Here is a 16470-nt window from a genome sequence, read left to right as displayed (position 1 = left end):
ATAGTTAAAATGCAGGAAACTAACGATAGGGTACGTAAAGTAAAAAGTATACTTGTAACACTACCAAAACCCGAAACAGAAAAATCACCTTATTTTGATTTGGCGAAAAAGTATAATGTAAAAATCGACTTTAGGTCTTTTATACATGTAGAAGGAGTGCCAGCGAGAGATTTTAGAAAAGACAAGATTAACTTGGCAGATTTTACTGCTGTAGTTTTTACAAGTCGCAATGCGGTTGATCATTTCTTTAGGATATGTGAGGAGATGAGATACGAGGTGCCTGTAGATTTAAAATATTTCTGTATCTCTGAATCGACAGCTTTATATCTTCAAAAATATATCCAGTATAGAAAGCGTAAAATTTTCTTCGGCAAACAAACTGCGTCTGATTTGGCAGAAGTTTTAAAGAAACATGCTGGCGAGAAATTTTTATATCCTTGTTCTGATGTAGCTACGGAAGACACCATGAACTTTTTGCAGAAAAATGGTTATGATGTTACCCCTGCAGTTCTTTTTAGAACAGTAGTAAGTGATTTATCTGATCTAGCGGAAGTTTTCTACGATGTAATTGCCTTCTTCAGTCCGTCAAGTATCCAGTCTTTATACGTTAATTTTCCTGATTTTAAACAAAACAATACTCGAATTGCAGTTTTTGGCTTAAATACGAATAAGGCAGCTACAGACGCAGGACAAATTGTAGACATTGCTGCGCCTAGTCCAGAGGCTCCATCTATGATTATGGCGATAGAAAATTACATTAAAAAATCTAACAAGTAATAAAGCGTAATTTCTGTCGTTACTATCTCTGTATTTGCAATTTTTAAGCTGATTAACGCTTTTTTAACTTAAATATTATTTATTAATAAATAGTTTAATTTCAATAACTTATAGTTAATTTTATGCTTGTAAGTTGTTTGGTGGCTGTGCAGCATACTAATAAATGTGTAAAAAATTGTTAATATCACAGAATTTTGATAAAATTGCTATTAATATTACAGTACTGTATCGATTGATTTTATGAGAAACCTATACCTATTAAGTTTCATTGTTGTTTGTGGTTTTCTTGCAAGTTGTTCTAAGGGAGGTTCTCAAGGCGAGCTTGTAGGTGCTTACAATAAAAAGTTCAAAAATAAAACTATCCCTATGGGTATGGTTTTTATTCCTGCTGGAAGAACTTTGATTGGCATGACTGATGAAGACAATACCTTTTATAAAGGTGCCCAAAGCCGGATGACTTCATTTCCAGCTTTTTATATGGATCAAACCGAAATTACCAATGCCGAGTACAGGCAATTTGTAAATTGGGTTAGAGATTCTGTTGCAATTACTTCTTTAGGCAGATCTGGTGCTCCAAACCTTTACAAAGCACAGCCAACTGCAACCGCAGGTGGTCCAGCTGTTGTTGGTCAAGATCAAATAGATTGGAAACGGGTAGGAAATGGTAGTCCGTTATGGGGCAAATCAAGCACTTTGAAACCTCGTCTGCAAAATATGTACTATTCTGGCAACGATGCAATTCAAGGTAAAACAGAGTTTGACGTTAGAAAATTTAGATATGCTTATAGTTATTTAGATAAAGATTTGGCTTTAGCTGGAGAAAATGATCCGACGAAAAGCAGACAAGACTTTATACAATCTTATACCGATAATCCAACGCCAGGTAAAGCTAACGAACATCCATCGGTAAGTGTTTACCCTGATACAATGGTTTGGAAAAGAGATTTTTCTTATTCGCAGAATGACCCGATGGTCGATGCTTATTTTAACCACCCTTCTTATGATACCTATCCGGTTGTGGGAGTTAGTTGGGATCAGGCAACAGCTTTCTGCCATTGGAGAACATCATTATACAGGAATGTAGCTTCGGCAAGAAGACAACCAGAAAACGGTAGATTAAGATATAGACTCCCAACAGAACAAGAATTTGAGTATGCAGCTAGAGGCGGTAGAACACAAACTAAGTATCCTTGGGGTGGACCATACATCAAAAACACCAAAGGCTGTTTACAGGCCAACTTCAAGGTAGGCAGAGGTAATTATACCGACGATGGTGGATTGTACACTGTAGATGCTAGAGCATATTTGCCAAATGATTATGGTTTGTATAATATGGCTGGTAACGTTGCAGAATGGACGGTAACAGCATATAACAGATCGGCAACTAGCTTGCTTTCTGATTTTAGCCCTAATTATACTAATGTTGCTAAAGGAGCTAAAGTAGTAAGAGGAGGATCTTGGAAAGACATGGGATTCTTTTTACAAAACTCAGTAGGAACTTACGAGTTTCAGGATAAAGCCAAATCTTACATCGGCTTCCGTTGCGTATCAGATTATCCTGGTAACGCTTTAAACTAAATCAAACCATCAACCAAAGATAAAACAGAAAACTAAAAATATTATGGCAGCAAAAAAACAACCAGCCTGGTTACACGTAGCAATTTCATGGGGTGCAAGTATCGTAATTGTAGGTGCTTTAGCCAAAATTTTACACTTGGGTGGGCAGTATGCTAACTGGTTAATTGGTATTGGTTTAGGAGTAGAAGCTATTCTATTCTTCTTAACAGGATTTTTTCCGCCAGAGCCAGAATTACCTTGGGAGAGAGTGCACCCGGAGTTAGCTGTAGATTTTAATGGCGAATTGCCAAAAGCAACCGCAAGACCAGTTGTAGCGCAAAGCGGCTTTTCAAATACAGCTGCATTAGATAATATGTTAGCAGATGCGAAAATTGGTCCGGAGCTTATCGAAAGTTTAGGAGCAGGGCTACGTACATTTGGCGACAAAGTTGCAACGATATCAAATGTTTCAGACGCTGCGGTAGCTACTAACGAATTTGCTACTAAAATTAAAACGGCAGGTACAAGCGCTGATAATTTGAATAACGCTTTCGGTAAAGCAACAGCGCAATTAGCAGAAATGGGCGAAAGCAGCGCAGACTCAAAAGCTTATCACGAGCAGGTAAATAACTTAGCAAAAAATCTTTCGGCTTTAAACGCAGTGTACGAATTAGAATTGCAAGATTCTAGCGCACATTTAAAATCGATGAATAAATTCTATCAAAACCTTTCATTAACGATGAATAATTTCAACGAATCGATGGAAGACTCTAAACAGTTTAAAGAGGAAGTGGGCAAGTTAGCTAAAAACCTATCGTCATTAAATGCAATTTATGGCAATATGTTAACAGCTATGAACCAACCACGTGTATAATTAGTGAAGTTAAAATTATTTAATCGGTAACAACAAAATCTAATTAAACATGGCTGGAGGAAAAGAAACGACAAGGCAGAAGATGATCAATATCATGTATTTGGTATTGTTGGCTATGCTTGCCTTAAACGTTTCAGACACGATCTTAAATGCTTTTAAGAATATAAATGATAGTCTAGATGCAGCTAAATCAAATGTTAGTGCTAGTTTAGACCAAAAGTTCAGTGCTTTTCAAAATACTGAATTGAAAAATAAGCCAGAGCGTGCTAAGCCACTTTGGGACAAAGCTCAAATGGCGAAGAAGTACGCCGATGATTTAAATAAAGAAGTACAACGACTAAAAGACGTATTTCTGCAAAGAGGCGATGGTTTAGATCCCGAAACTGGTGATTTTGTGCTGAGAGATAACATGGACATCGCTCAGGCGGTGATGATTAATCAAAAAGAAGGCGAAAAACTTAAAGCTAAAATTAACGATACTAGAGCGAAACTTATTGCTTTGCTAGATCCTAAAGACCGTGCTAACGTATCTTTTACCTTAGACGCTTTAGATCCTAAAAAACCTGTTAACGGTAAAAAAAGCTGGGAAGACATTAACTTCGGTGAAGGTACGCCATTAACCGCGGCTAACACCATTTTAACGAAAATACAAGCTGATTTGCATAATGCGGAAGCTGAAGTTGTTACCAAAATATTTGGCGAGTTAAATCCAACGCAAATGACTTTGGATAAATTTAAAGCGGTAGCTGTTCCTTCAGGTAGCTACGTTATTCAAGGCCAGCCTTATAAAGCAGAGGTATTTTTAACTGCAAGTGATTCTAAATCCAATCCAGAAATATCAGTAGGTGGTAGTGCCTTAAGTGTTAAAGATGGTGTTGGTACTTATACTGGCGGAACTGGAAGTGTTGGTTCCTTTACGTGGAAAGGTACAATACGAGTTAAACAAGCCAATGGCGAAGTTCAAACTTACGAAACCCAACCAATTACTTACCAAGTTGCTAAACCATCTGCAACCGTAGCCTCTACAAACTTAAATGTTATTTACGCAGGTATACCAAATCCTTTTTCTATATCGGCTCCAGGCTTTCCTTTAGAAAGTATTAAAGCAAGTATTTCTGGCGGATCTATGTCTGGTGGTTCTGGTAAGTTTATGATCAACGTTCCTGGCAGTATGATTGGTAACCAAGTTACTATAAGTGTTTCTGCTAATAATGCTGGTAAAAACCTGAGCTTAGGCAACACTGTTTTTAGAGTAAAACCAGTTCCAAATCCGGTAGCGAAATTTGCTGGTAAAATGGGCGGTGTAATATCTGGAAACGTTATGGCAAGAGAAAGCCAAGTATCAGCAGTTTTAGATAATTTCGAATTCGATATTAAAGCAAGAGTTACGAAATTTAATGTAACTGTAGTTAGGCCTCGTCAGGATGCGCAAGTTTACTATTGTCAAGGTGATAATTTTAACGCACAAGCAAAAGCTGCATTATCTAACTTGCCTTTTAAATCGGTGGTTTATATTGATAATATAGTGGCGCAAATGCCTGATGGACGTACACCAACGTTAAACTCAATGGTGTTTACCGTACAATAATTGTAATTATGAGAAGATTATTTTTTCTATCGTTATTTTTCTTAGCTAGTGCAACGGTGTTTGCGCAAACTGGTGGTACAACTCCGCCAGCACAAGAAAAAAAGGTTACGCCTAAGAAAAAAGGGCCAAAAAAAGACGGTTTTATTTATAGAGAAGAAAGCGAAGCTGATACGGTTGTTCCTTATGCCAAGGTAGCAAAGGAAGATGTAGCTTATACCAAAAGAATTTGGAGGGAAATCGATTTACGCGATAGGGGTAATTCAATATTGGCTTCTCCAAAAGTTAACATCTTAAACACAATTTACAAGGCTTTGGCGGCCGGCGAACTTGATTTGTATTCTTCAGAGGATGAAGATTTTCAAGGAGAGCCTTTAAGTCAAACTAAGGGTAACGACCCTAATGCAACCAATAGCTCGGCTGTTGATACTGCTTTTTTAGGTGTTAATCCTGGTACGAGTGAAATAAACAGAGCTAACAATGAGTTTTTTGCTGCAAGTTTTACTACATTAAGAATTAAAGAAGATTGGATTTTAGATATAAAAAGAGGAATCTTTGAACCTCGTATTGTTGGTATTGCGCCAGTTAGAATTGACGTGAAAACGCAGACAGATAATAATGGCAATCCTGTGCTAGATCCCACTACAAATTCGCCCAGAGCAGATACACTAAGAACTGTTGCTGGATGGTTGTATTTTGACGATTTGAGAGAGATTTTGGTTAAAACCAAAGTTGCTAACGATAACAATGACAACTCTGGAATTAACTTCGATGACGTATTTACACGCAGATTATTCTATAGCAACATTGTTAAACAATCTAATTCTGCAGATAATAGAATTGAAGATTATCTGTCTAATTCAAAAGAAAGATTGTTGGAAGCAGAACGAATTAAAAAGATTATGGCTGATTTTGAGCAAGGACTCTGGGAGTATTAATGCTTAAAATGATTTAAGATAATTATAAAAAAAGGAGCAAATTTACATTTGCTCCTTTTTTTATAGTGTAGCTTCGAACTTACGAGAACAGAAGAAATCTCTTTTAAAAACTGAGAATATTACTCGCCTTGAATGTGTTCGTTAAAAAAATCTGCTAGTGTTGCCATTTGCTTTTTATTTAACAGCTGCGCCAGTTCCTCTTCTTTAGCCTCCTTTATTTTTTTAACAGATTTAAATCTTACCAGAAGTTTATCCGCCGTTGTTTTACCAATGCCAGGGATTTGCTCTAACTCCGTTTTTAAAGTGCCTTGATCGCGTTTTTTACGGTGGAAAGTAATACCGAAACGGTGTGCTTCATCCCTTAGCTGTTGAATAATTTTTAATGTTTCAGATTTTTTATCAAGATACAAAGGCAAACTATCTCCCGGGTAGTAAAGTTCTTCCAATCGCTTTGCAATACCAATAACCGTTACTTTCTTATCTATGCCAAGTTTTTTTAAACTGCTAACTGCAGACGATAGCTGACCTTTACCGCCATCAATAATAATAAGCTGAGGCAATGTGTTCTCCTCCTCCAACATTCGCTTATACCTTCTGTAAACAGCTTCCTGCATCGTAGCAAAATCGTTAGGCCCTTCTACGGTTTTAACATTAAAATGGCGATAGTCTTTTTTACTAGGTTTAGCATCCTTAAATACTACAATTGCCGAAACCGGATATTTACCCTGAAAATTAGAATTATCAAAACACTCGATATGTTGTGGCAATTGGGTTAATCGTAAATCTTTTTGCATCTGACTTAAGATACGATCCGTTCTTAAATCTGGGTTTAACTTCTCGTACTGATCTAATTTTTCGCGTTTAAAGAACAAGACGTTTTTCTGCGATAACTCAAGCAACTTCTTCTTTTCGCCTAATTTTGGTACCACTAGTTTTATATTCTCATCGCTAAGTGGGATGGAAAAAGGTACAATCACCTCTTTAGAGGTACTTTTAAATTTAGTTCTAAACTCGGTAATCGCGAGGGTTAAAAGTTCCTCGTCAGTTTCATCTAAACGCTTTTTTATTTCGATGGTTTGCGTCTGTATAATGCTTCCATTCATCACCTTCAGGTAATTTACAAATGCGTAACGTTCGTCAGAAGCAATGCTTACCACATCAACATTGGTAATGGCGCTGTTTACTACGGTAGACTTACTTTGATATTTTTCAAGTACAGCCAATTTCTTTTGATAGGAGTGGGCAAGTTCAAAATTTAAATCCTCAGAAGCTTTTTTAACTACCTGTTTTACATCTCTAATTACATTTCCAATCTTTCCATTAAGGATATCCTTAATCTCCTCGATGTTACGATCATAGTCTTCTTTAGTTTGATAGTTTTGACAGGGGCCTTTACAGTTTCCTATCTGATATTCTAGACAAACCTTAAACTTTCCGTCGTGTATGTTTTTTGGCGTTAGCGGTAAATTGCAAGTTCGTAAAGTATAGGTTTCCTTAATTAAATCTAAAATAGTGTGCATCATGCCAACAGAGGCATACGGGCCAAAATAGATAGAACCATCCTTTATCTTATTTCTGGTCCAAAAAACTCGTGGGAAATCTTCTTTTTTTATGATAATCCATGGGTAGGTTTTATCATCCTTAAGCATAATATTATACCTTGGCTGATGCTTTTTAATCAGGCTGTTTTCTAAAAGCCAGGCATCAATTTCGGTATCAACAATAGTAAAGCTGATGCGCCTAATTTTTGATACTAGTACACGTGTTTTACCATTAATTTGGTTGTTTTCTTGGTTAAAGTAAGACCCTACACGATTACGTAAGTCTTTAGCTTTACCAATATAGATTAGCGTATCATCAACATCGAAATACTGATATACACCAGGTCTATGGGGAATATCATTTAAGGCCTTTTTATAATCAAACGCACTCATCTTTACAAATAGGGATAAAATTAGAAGCCTAGCTTCTTATCTAGCTCGGTAGTTTCTTGTTCTGGTTGTGTGTACTGGTTACAGTCGTAAACTATGGATACGCCACTTGCAGGCGCCTCAAAATCAGCTTTGCTTATTTTTAAGCTTGAATTAGCGTAAACACGTTTTATAAAACCTGCATAAATCGGTAAAGCAGAATTTGCTCCTTCACCATCTCGTGTACTTGTAAAGTGGAACGCTCTATCTTCGCACCCAGTCCATACTCCAGTAACCAAATCTGGCGTGATAGCCATAAACCATCCATCTGAGTTGTTTTGGGTGGTGCCTGTTTTTCCGCCAGTTGGCGCATTAACACCATATTTGCCAATTAATCTATAACCTGTACCTCCGGTTATTACACCTCTCAACATTCTTGTCATTACGTAGGCAATTTCTTCGTTCATTACTACTTTAATGATAGGTTTACTATCATATAACACGACACCGTTTTTATCTTCAATCTTTGTAATATAGGTTGGTTGTGTCCAAGCGCCTTTGTTAGCGAAAACACCGTATGCGCCAACCATATCATAAATAGAAGCATCGAACGTACCTAAACAAATAGATGGTACAGCCGGTATATCTGTAGTGATACCCATTTTTTTAGCTTCGTTAACCACAGCTGTAGGTCCAACCTGTTTCATTAAATAAGCTGCAATGTAATTCTGAGAATAAGCAAGTGCTTTTTGCAAAGTAATGGACCCAGCTAATGGCGTACCAGAGTTACGAGGAGTGTAGGGCTTACCGTAACCCTCTATAGTTACCGGCTCGTTTAATACAGAATAACAAGGTGAATATCCATTTTCTATAGCTACAGCATAAGTGAAAGGTTTGGCGGTAGAGCCAACTTGTCTGGTACCTATTTTAACCTGATCGTATTTAAAGTGCTCAAAGTTTATACCGCCCACCCAAGCTTTTACGAATCCAGTTTTCGGATCCATGGACATCATCGCATTGCGCAATAACAACTTGTAATACTTTACAGAATCCATTGGCTTCATCAAAGTATCTATATTTCCTTTCCATGTGAAGATAGAAAGTCTGGTTGGTGTATTAAAATCTTGCTTTATTTCTTCTTCAGATTTGCCTTCGAGCATTAATGCTTTGTACCTGTCAGAGCGTTTCATGCCTTGGTCTAGCTGTAATTCCATTCCTTTAAATGGGTTTCGGCCTTTCCAACTATTAGCAAATTGCTGTTGCAGGGTTTTCATATATTCTTTTTGAGCCTGCTCGGCGTAAACCTGCATATCGTAATTAATGGTCGTCGTTATTTTTAAACCATCTCGGTCCAAATCATAAGGTACGCCATTTTTAGTGATAGATCTTTCCTCTAGAATCTTTTTCACTTCGCTTTTAAGTACTGCTCTAAAGTATGGGGCGATGCCATCGTTGTTGGTAGCAGCATTAAAATGCAGGCCAAGCGGTTTTTCTTTCAATGTTTCGAACTCCTGGTCAGTCAATAAGTCGGCCTTAACCATTAAAGCCATAACCGTATTTCTTCTAGTTAACGACCTATCAGGGTTTTTAGTAGGAGAGTACCTTGTAATTCCTTTTTGCAGGCCAACTAGAACGGCAGCTTGAGGAACTGTCAGTTTATCTGGAGTAGTGTTGAAATACACTCTTGCTGCAGATTTTATTCCGTAAGCCTGGTTGCCGAAATCAACCGTATTTAAATACATAGTGATGATTTCTTCCTTTGTGTAGTTTCGCTCTAACTTAACGGCAATAACCCATTCTTGAAATTTTTGGATAATACGCTTTAAATAGTTTTTCTGTCTACCCTCATCTGAAAATAAATTTAGCGCTAATTGTTGGGTGATTGTACTACCGCCTTGTTTTTTACCAACTAAAGCATAGGCGAAAATGGTAAAGGTTCTTTTAAAATCTATTCCAGAATGGGTACGGTAACGAATATCTTCCGTTGCAATCAATGCATTGATAACATTTGGAGATATTTGAGCATAATTTACATTAGAACGGTTTTTTACGAAATATGTTCCTAAAACCTTTCCGTCTTCAGACAAAATCTCTGTAGCTTCATTGCTTTTAGGGTGCTCAATTGCTCGAAAAGAAGGGATCTCCCCGAAAACACCTAAGCCTATCATTACAATAAACAAGGCAAAGAAAACCAATCCACCGATGAGTAGCTTCCAAATTCGGCCGTTGTATTTCTTTATATCTTCTTGCGTTAGGGACGTTGATTTGCTCATTTTTATTGGTAGTTGTTTCTGAAAAATTCAATGTATCTATTTAATTTTTCTCTGTCTTTTATTTTATCGAAATTCTCTTTACTGATGTAGAAACCTTTATATGTGCTAGCTGGAACTTTCATAATTCTGCTTAGTTGTGGGGTTATTCCATCAGCGTAAACTTTTACGTCTGCTAAGCTACTAAAGTCGCCAACATAAATCAGTTGATTTTCTGCTAATTCTAACAATTGGTGCTTAATTCCTGTTCCAGAAAAATTACCTCTGTTAAATTGGCCAACTCCAAAACGCGAAGAACTTACACTAACCGTTACGTCTGCAACATCAATTACATAATAATAGATGTTAGATTCATCTTTGCTAAAGAAATTATCTGCAACAATTGGTGCTTTAACTGCGCTAACTGGAGTATCTATTCTAACTGGTGGAGTTACCGGATTGATCGCAACAGTATCTGGCTTAACCTTAATAATTGTATCTGGCTTCACAACGTTTGAAATTGTATCAGTTTTTACAGGCGGTGTTACCGTTTTTGCAATAACCGGCTTAGTTTCAACAGGCGGAATAACTGGCTTTGGCTCAACAATTACCGGTTTTGGTTGCTCAACTTTTGTTTGCTGTTTAGCTGGCTCTGTTTTAACAACGGGTTTTTGAGGTTCTTGTTGTGCAATAAACCTCGGCTCGGTACCATCAAAATCTATTAATGCTATTCTTCTGGCTTTAAATGATGCTAAATTGGCATTGATATAGGCAATGTGATCTTTAACTAGCGGATTGATGAGCTGATCATTAGGATGTTGCGCAATTATGGAATTAAAAGCGACTAAAAGACTGTCGACATTTTGAGTTCTACCAATTGCAATTGCTTTCAGATAATCATATTGTGCTTGCAAGGAATTACCTGGAAAACGCTGATTTACCTGATCTACGTTCGTAATAACCGATGGGAAATCTTTTTTCTCGTAAACGGCAAACACATTATTATATAATTTATTTACCTCTGTATCTAAAGCATTTTGTTTAGATGAGAAGTTAGGGTCTAAAATTGTTTTAGCATAAACACTTCCTGGGAACTTTGCTAACACCAAGTTTTTGTAGCTATTAGATTTTGCCTGATCCGTTTTAGAATAGCCTAAGTACAAACTATAGTATATCGCATCTAAATGGTTATTCTGCGGATATCTAGCTAGCAAAATTTCATAAACTTTTATCGCTTCCGGTTCGTCCTCTAATACCTGCTGGTAAAAACCTGCAATTTCAAAATAGGCATCTATAATCTGCTGATCAGATCTTGCCATTAAGTCTGCCGACAATGGGAGAAGTGCTGTATACGCTTTAATCTTCTCCGTTTTTTCTATCGCAAGGTTAGCGCTTGTGGTATCTGCCCCATTACCTATAACTGCAACTTGATTTTCTCTATTAACCTGAGCTGAAGATTTCACACTTTGTCTCCAGTTTTCCTCTAAAGGTCTATTTCCCCAACGTTTCTTAAAATCGGTAAATCCCTTGCTTATAGCGTTGTTGTTGCTAAAATAAAATGTTCCGCCCTGCTGTTTCGTAAAATCTACTTCTCTTCCTGCCTTTCCATTATTGGCAGCCTTAGTTTCTGTTACAGCAGCTACTTTAGGCGTAAACATCTCGTCTAATTTTTTCGCTCTTGCCTGTTCAGGCATTTTTGCAATTAGCTGTAAGGTGTCCTGCTCGGCAATTAATTGGTAACGCTTGGTTAAATATTCCAAATTCTGAGCTTTTTTTACGGTAGCCTCATAGTTTGGATGATTTTTAGGTAAAGTTAATGCCGCACTATCGTAATACAACTTTGCGTTTACGTAGTTCTTTAAATGGGTAAAATTTAAATCGGCTAACTTGATGTATGATAAACCTTTTTGGTATTGGTTGGTAGTGCTTTTTTGCGTTGATAATTTATAATACTCTTCTGCTTTAAGAAAATCGGCATCAGCTAAGTAGTCTTCAGCAACCTCAAAATAAATTTGGTCGTTATAGTCTGTATTTTTATCATCCTTTAACAAACGTAATAATTGTTGCTTACGATTAGATGTTTGGTCGTTCAGTAAATCATTTATACGAATCTTGCTCAATTTCGCATTAAAATACATCTCAAAAGGAGCATTGCTGTTTTCTACTTTGGTGTAGTTTCTAATGCTGGCATTATAATCCTTGTCCAACTCGTAAAGTTGCGCTAAAATATATGGCCAACGCGTTCTGCTCTGGATTTGGTTAGTTTCCTTAATAGCACTTTCTAAAAAACCGATTGCTTTTTTATAGTTCTGTGTATAGATGCTCATTTGCGCTAAAGTTGCCAAAGGCTCTGCTTTTTCGCTTTTTACAGAATCTAGTAAGAAATAAACAGTGTCTAAAACTTTGGCTGCATCATTATAATTGGATAGTTGCATTAAGCTTCTTGCTTTCCAATTAAGTGCATTTAAATGAATTTTTTTGTTCTTTTTGTAGGTGCGAGAAGTGTAATCAAAATATTCTGCTGCCGTAAAATAGCTTCCAGTATAAAAATTTGTTTTTCCTAAAAGGATGTAAGCCTCATCTATATAATTACTCAATCCTTTTTCGCTAATAATAGCTTGGGCTTTTTTGTTGATTTCTTCTAATGATGCATTTGGTTTGTTGGTTGCGCTACTATTTAAATAATCTATGGTTTCTGGTGCTATGTAAACTTCCAGTAATTCATCATAATTGTCTTTATGCGTTTGCGAAAGATCGGTTTGATATTGATCTAACAAAACATTTGAATTGTAAATGTAGTTATAACGAGCAGAAAGATTTTGCAATCCTCTATTTGTAGCGTTATCTTTTTGCGTGCTACAGCCCAATAAAAAGGCTATGCTTAAACAAGATAACAAGGTTTTTATGCTGAATGCGACGTAATTCTTCAAGGACGGGTTATTGTTTATTACCTTACAATATAACAAAATGTATGCAAAAATATTTTATTCGGCAATAAAATCTTAATATTTGAATCAGTTTTTTATTTATATGTTTTTTTATGGGCGGTTTAGGTAGCGATAAAGCTAAAAGGGAAACAACAAATTTTGTGAAATACACAGGTGTGGCTTTTCAGATGTTGGCTACAATTGGTCTATTTGTATTTCTCGGCTATAAAATAGATGGATATAGAAATTCAACTACCTTAATTTTTACTGCGCTATTAGGATTGTTAGGCGTAATAATTTCTCTGGTGCAATTAATTAGAAGTTTAAACAAACCGAGGAAATAATTTTGGCGCAATGTGCGGATAGTTTTCTACAATGTTAACCTATAGTTTTAGCAAATTGCAATTGATTGAACTTGCTTTGTTACCTTTGCACAAATAATTTGCAAAATTTTGAGCTTACCTAAATTTCTTATTTCTTATAGTATATATACAGGCGTTTTAGCGGGCATTGCTTTTTTGCTGCCGACCCTCTTTCCAGGTGTAAAATTGTTTACTGATCAGTTTTGGTTAGTTTTTTGGTTTTTGTGTGGATTAACCCTAATTGCATATATATTGGCTGATTTTGGTATAAGGCGTAAGCCAGAAATGGGTGTTTTTGCAATAATGGGCTCCGTAATTTTAAAAATGCTATTTTCAATGTCTTTCGTGCTGATTTACAGCTTAAAACACACAGAAAGCGACTTGCCATTTGTCTTTAATTTTTTTTCTTTATATTTATTGTTTACCCTCTTTGAAATATTAGGTTTGTTACGTAACTTGCGCCACCAAAATAAATAGTAAAAATCTGCGAGTAAATGGATTGTAACCAAGTTTTTGTGTCAAAAGTTAAGAGGCTAATTGTTGTTTTTGTGCTTTTTTCGGCGTTTTTAGGTTTTAGCACTACGGCTTTTGCGCAAGTTGATAGCGTTAGTGTTTCTGGTCATGAAGCGGTAGCTCATGCAGAAGGCCATGGCGAAGAAAAAAAAGCTTTTGATATTACCTCATTCATCTTTCATCACATCAGTGATAGCCACTTCTTTACATTGTTCGGTCATGGAGATCATGGTGTAACTTTACACTTGCCTATTATTCTTTGGACGGATAATGGATTGGTTAATTTTAGTTCTTCTGAATTTAAATTTAATGACGATGGTAAAGTTGTAGTAGAGAAAAACGGCCAGCGTTTTGCTATTGCTCACAATAAAATATACTATGCTAATGCAACTGCAGATGCACATGGTTCTTATGTTTCTCATGAAGTTAAAGACGGAGAAGAAGTTGTAACTAACGCTCGTCCTTTAGATTTTTCGGTAACTAAGAATGTATTTAGTATGCTATTGTCAATTATTGTATTGGTGCTTGTGTTTACTAAAGTGGCTTCGTCTTACAAGAAAAGACAAGGTAAAGCGCCAAAAGGCATGCAGTCTTTCTTAGAGCCAATTATTCTTTTTGTTCGTGATGATATCGCTAGGCCAAACTTGGGTCATAAATATGCGGCTTTTATGCCTTACTTATTATCTGTGTTTTTCTTTATTTGGATAAACAATATGTTGGGCTTGGTTCCTTTCTTCCCGGGAGGTGCTAACGTTACAGGTAACATCGCTTTAACCATGGTTTTAGCGGCTTGTACTTTTTTAATTACTACTTTTAAAGCAAACAAATATTATTGGGGACACATTTTAAATCCTCCTGTGCCTTGGTGGTTAAAACCGCTAATGATCCCGGTAGAGATTTTTGGTATGTTTACAAAGCCAATTGCATTAGCAATTCGTTTGTTTGCAAACATAACGGCTGGCCACATTTTGGTAATGTCGCTATTGTGCTTAATCTTTATTTTTAACTCTTACGCTGTAGCTCCGGCTTCAATTTTCTTTGCTGTATTTATCGGCTTAATTGAATTCTTGGTAGCATTTATACAAGCGTTTATTTTTACCATTCTTTCGGCCTTATTTATAGGTATGGCCGTAGAAGAACACCATTAATTAGAACAATAATTGTTAAACAATATAAATAAATAGAAAAAATGACTGGAACATTAGCTGCAATCGGCGCAGGTTTAGCTGCAATTGGCGCTGGATTAGGTATTGGTAAAATCGGTGGATCTGCAATGGAATCAATTGCTCGTCAACCTGAGGCTGCTTCAAAAATTCAAACTGCTATGCTTATCGCTGCTGCCTTTATCGAGGCTGTTGCGTTATTCGCAGTAGTAGTTTCTTTGATCGCAAAATAATCAAAGAAAAATTTATTACAAGAACCTTTTCGGGGTTGCCGTTAAGGTTCTTGTTTAATTGTTTAGCATAATAAGAATATTAATTATATAAGATGGATTTATTAATTCCTGAGATTGGTTTATTAGTTTGGAATACCATTGCGTTTTTAGTTTTGGTTTTTTTACTAGGCAAATTTGCTTGGAAACCAATCATGAAAGCAATCAGCGAGCGTGAAAACAGTATTGAAGATGCGTTAAACAAAGCTGAATTAGCCAAACAAGAAATGGCTCGTTTAACTGCGCAAAACGAAGATTTGATGAAACAAGCTCGTGCAGAACGCGATGAAATTTTAAAAGAAGCTAAATTATTAAAAGACAACATTGTTAACGAAGCAAAAACTTCTGCGCAGGTTGAAGGTGCTAAACTGATCGAAAAAGCTCGCATTGAGATTGAAAATCAGAAAAAAGCAGCTGTTGCTGAATTAAAAGGACAAGTTTCTGCATTGTCTTTGGATATTGCTGAGCGTGTTTTACGTTCGCAGTTAGATGATAAAGCAAAACAACAAGAGTTAGTAAACGGCTTGTTGAAAAACGTTGAATTGAACTAAGTTATAAGTATTACGTTTTAGGTTTTAAGTTTTGGTACTGATTTTATACAGTAACTTATAACTTACCACTTACAACTTACAACTAAAATATATGTCGAGTAAAGCAGGAGCTAGATACGCAAAATCATTGATAGACCTTTCTAAAGAGCAAAATGCTGTTGAAGAGGTTAAAAGTGATATGCTGTTTTTTGAAGAGGTGGTAGGTGCCAACTCGGAGTTAGAGGCTATTTTAAAAAATCCTATTGTACCGTTAGATAAAAAACAAGGTATTTTAGAGGGTATTTTTGCAGGTAAAATACATGCAATTAGCGCTAGTTTTTTAAAGTTGGTTGTTGCTAAAGGTCGTTCTTCTATTTTGTTTGATACTGCTAAGCAATTTGTACAGCAGTACAATGAAATAAAAGGCATTGTTACTGCAAATGTTGTTTCGGCGACAGAATTAACCGAGGCAAACAGAACCGAGGTAATTGCCTTGGTAAAGAAAGAGCTTGGTGCAAACGAAGTTTTACTTAAGGAAAAAGTTGATGCCAATTTAATTGGTGGCTTTATTCTTAAGGTAGGTGATAAACAATTTGATGCAAGTATTGCTAGTAGCCTAAATAAGTTAAAGAAAGAATTTGCTAATTAGATTTTAGTACCGAGTATTCGGATAAGTAATTTGAGGGGTACTGGAACTTAAAGAAGAACTACAGCAATAAGTAATATAAACCCGATTGAAGCGGACACGAAGTAAAGCGGAAAGCGGGACTAAAATAACAAAAGAGTAAGAGATTAGATTTTACAAAAAGATATCAA

Annotated in this window: 14 protein-coding genes; 11 read left to right on the top strand and 3 right to left on the bottom strand. The window is 36.3% G+C overall.

Annotated elements, in window-relative coordinates; genetic code table 11:
- Positions 1 to 9: 9 nt before the first annotated feature.
- The 5 genes from DUT69_RS16930 (at position 10) to porN (ending at position 5731) form a co-directional block, all read left to right on the top strand.
- Complete coding sequence (locus DUT69_RS16930; protein WP_113654441.1) at positions 10 to 777, top strand: uroporphyrinogen-III synthase; 768 nt, start codon at positions 10 to 12, stop codon at positions 775 to 777.
- 240 nt (positions 778 to 1017) lie between these two features.
- Positions 1018 to 2355 (top strand): T9SS ring complex lipoprotein PorK/GldK, encoded by a 1338-nt coding sequence (gene porK, locus DUT69_RS16925; RefSeq protein ID WP_113654440.1) that lies wholly within the window; start codon positions 1018 to 1020, stop codon positions 2353 to 2355.
- A 43-nt stretch (positions 2356 to 2398) separates the two neighbouring features.
- Positions 2399 to 3208: a type IX secretion system motor protein PorL/GldL gene (porL, locus tag DUT69_RS16920; protein ID WP_113654439.1), complete on the top strand. Its 810-nt coding sequence runs from the start codon at positions 2399 to 2401 to the stop codon at positions 3206 to 3208.
- Positions 3209 to 3257: 49 nt separating this feature from the next.
- On the top strand, positions 3258 to 4796 hold the full coding sequence (porM, locus tag DUT69_RS16915; RefSeq protein WP_113654438.1) for a type IX secretion system motor protein PorM/GldM: 1539 nt from the start codon (positions 3258 to 3260) through the stop codon (positions 4794 to 4796).
- A gap of 8 nt (positions 4797 to 4804) precedes the next feature.
- Positions 4805 to 5731, top strand: a complete 927-nt coding sequence (gene porN, locus DUT69_RS16910; RefSeq protein ID WP_113654437.1) for a type IX secretion system ring subunit PorN/GldN — start codon at positions 4805 to 4807, stop codon at positions 5729 to 5731.
- Between the two features lie 119 nt (positions 5732 to 5850).
- Here porN and uvrC read toward each other — a convergent pair whose 3' ends face one another.
- From uvrC to porW, 3 genes are read right to left on the bottom strand one after another with little or no spacing between them, the layout of a single operon-like run.
- A complete protein-coding gene (uvrC, locus tag DUT69_RS16905; protein ID WP_113654436.1) occupies positions 5851 to 7665 on the bottom strand; it encodes an excinuclease ABC subunit UvrC in 1815 nt (604 codons plus the stop codon).
- Positions 7666 to 7685: 20 nt separating this feature from the next.
- Positions 7686 to 9914, bottom strand: coding sequence for a transglycosylase domain-containing protein (locus DUT69_RS16900; RefSeq protein WP_113654435.1), 2229 nt, complete (start codon positions 9912 to 9914; stop codon positions 7686 to 7688).
- Positions 9915 to 9916: 2 nt separating this feature from the next.
- Positions 9917 to 12820 (bottom strand): type IX secretion system periplasmic lipoprotein PorW/SprE, encoded by a 2904-nt coding sequence (gene porW, locus DUT69_RS16895; RefSeq protein WP_113654434.1) that lies wholly within the window; start codon positions 12818 to 12820, stop codon positions 9917 to 9919.
- Positions 12821 to 12930: 110 nt separating this feature from the next.
- Between porW and DUT69_RS16890 the strand changes: the two genes are divergently transcribed.
- From DUT69_RS16890 to atpH, 6 genes are all read left to right on the top strand, one after another.
- Positions 12931 to 13161, top strand: a complete 231-nt coding sequence (locus DUT69_RS16890) for an AtpZ/AtpI family protein (RefSeq protein WP_113654433.1) — start codon at positions 12931 to 12933, stop codon at positions 13159 to 13161.
- A gap of 108 nt (positions 13162 to 13269) precedes the next feature.
- Positions 13270 to 13656, top strand: coding sequence for a hypothetical protein (locus tag DUT69_RS16885; RefSeq protein ID WP_113654432.1), 387 nt, complete (start codon positions 13270 to 13272; stop codon positions 13654 to 13656).
- Between the two features lie 38 nt (positions 13657 to 13694).
- On the top strand, positions 13695 to 14840 hold the full coding sequence (atpB, locus tag DUT69_RS16880) for a F0F1 ATP synthase subunit A (protein WP_317047221.1): 1146 nt from the start codon (positions 13695 to 13697) through the stop codon (positions 14838 to 14840).
- A gap of 41 nt (positions 14841 to 14881) precedes the next feature.
- Positions 14882 to 15088 carry an ATP synthase F0 subunit C gene (gene atpE / locus DUT69_RS16875; RefSeq protein WP_010601523.1) on the top strand — a complete coding sequence of 69 codons (207 nt, stop codon included), beginning with the start codon at positions 14882 to 14884 and terminating at the stop codon, positions 15086 to 15088.
- Between the two features lie 92 nt (positions 15089 to 15180).
- On the top strand, positions 15181 to 15675 hold the full coding sequence (locus DUT69_RS16870) for a F0F1 ATP synthase subunit B (protein WP_113654430.1): 495 nt from the start codon (positions 15181 to 15183) through the stop codon (positions 15673 to 15675).
- A gap of 91 nt (positions 15676 to 15766) precedes the next feature.
- Positions 15767 to 16303 (top strand): ATP synthase F1 subunit delta, encoded by a 537-nt coding sequence (gene atpH, locus DUT69_RS16865; protein ID WP_113654429.1) that lies wholly within the window; start codon positions 15767 to 15769, stop codon positions 16301 to 16303.
- Positions 16304 to 16470 lie beyond the last annotated feature (167 nt).

The organism is Pedobacter namyangjuensis, assembly GCF_003313325.1.
Taxonomy (GTDB): Bacteria; Bacteroidota; Bacteroidia; order Sphingobacteriales; family Sphingobacteriaceae; genus Pedobacter; species Pedobacter namyangjuensis.
The sequence above is the reverse complement of the archived record's forward strand: the minus strand, read 5'-3'. Positions and strand labels throughout refer to the sequence as shown.

Bases quoted from the DNA above. Each gene is read 5' to 3' on its own strand.
- DUT69_RS16930 (WP_113654441.1), top strand. From the start codon at position 10: ATGCAGGAAACTAACGATAGGGTACGTAAAGTAAAAAGTATACTTGTA.
- porK (WP_113654440.1), top strand. From the start codon at position 1,018: ATGAGAAACCTATACCTATTAAGTTTCATTGTTGTTTGTGGTTTTCTT.
- porL (WP_113654439.1), top strand. From the start codon at position 2,399: ATGGCAGCAAAAAAACAACCAGCCTGGTTACACGTAGCAATTTCATGG.
- porM (WP_113654438.1), top strand. From the start codon at position 3,258: ATGGCTGGAGGAAAAGAAACGACAAGGCAGAAGATGATCAATATCATG.
- porN (WP_113654437.1), top strand. From the start codon at position 4,805: ATGAGAAGATTATTTTTTCTATCGTTATTTTTCTTAGCTAGTGCAACG.
- uvrC (WP_113654436.1), bottom strand. From the start codon at position 7,665: ATGAGTGCGTTTGATTATAAAAAGGCCTTAAATGATATTCCCCATAGA.
- DUT69_RS16900 (WP_113654435.1), bottom strand. From the start codon at position 9,914: ATGAGCAAATCAACGTCCCTAACGCAAGAAGATATAAAGAAATACAAC.
- DUT69_RS16890 (WP_113654433.1), top strand. From the start codon at position 12,931: ATGGGCGGTTTAGGTAGCGATAAAGCTAAAAGGGAAACAACAAATTTT.
- atpE (WP_010601523.1), top strand. From the start codon at position 14,882: ATGACTGGAACATTAGCTGCAATCGGCGCAGGTTTAGCTGCAATTGGC.
- DUT69_RS16870 (WP_113654430.1), top strand. From the start codon at position 15,181: ATGGATTTATTAATTCCTGAGATTGGTTTATTAGTTTGGAATACCATT.
- atpH (WP_113654429.1), top strand. From the start codon at position 15,767: ATGTCGAGTAAAGCAGGAGCTAGATACGCAAAATCATTGATAGACCTT.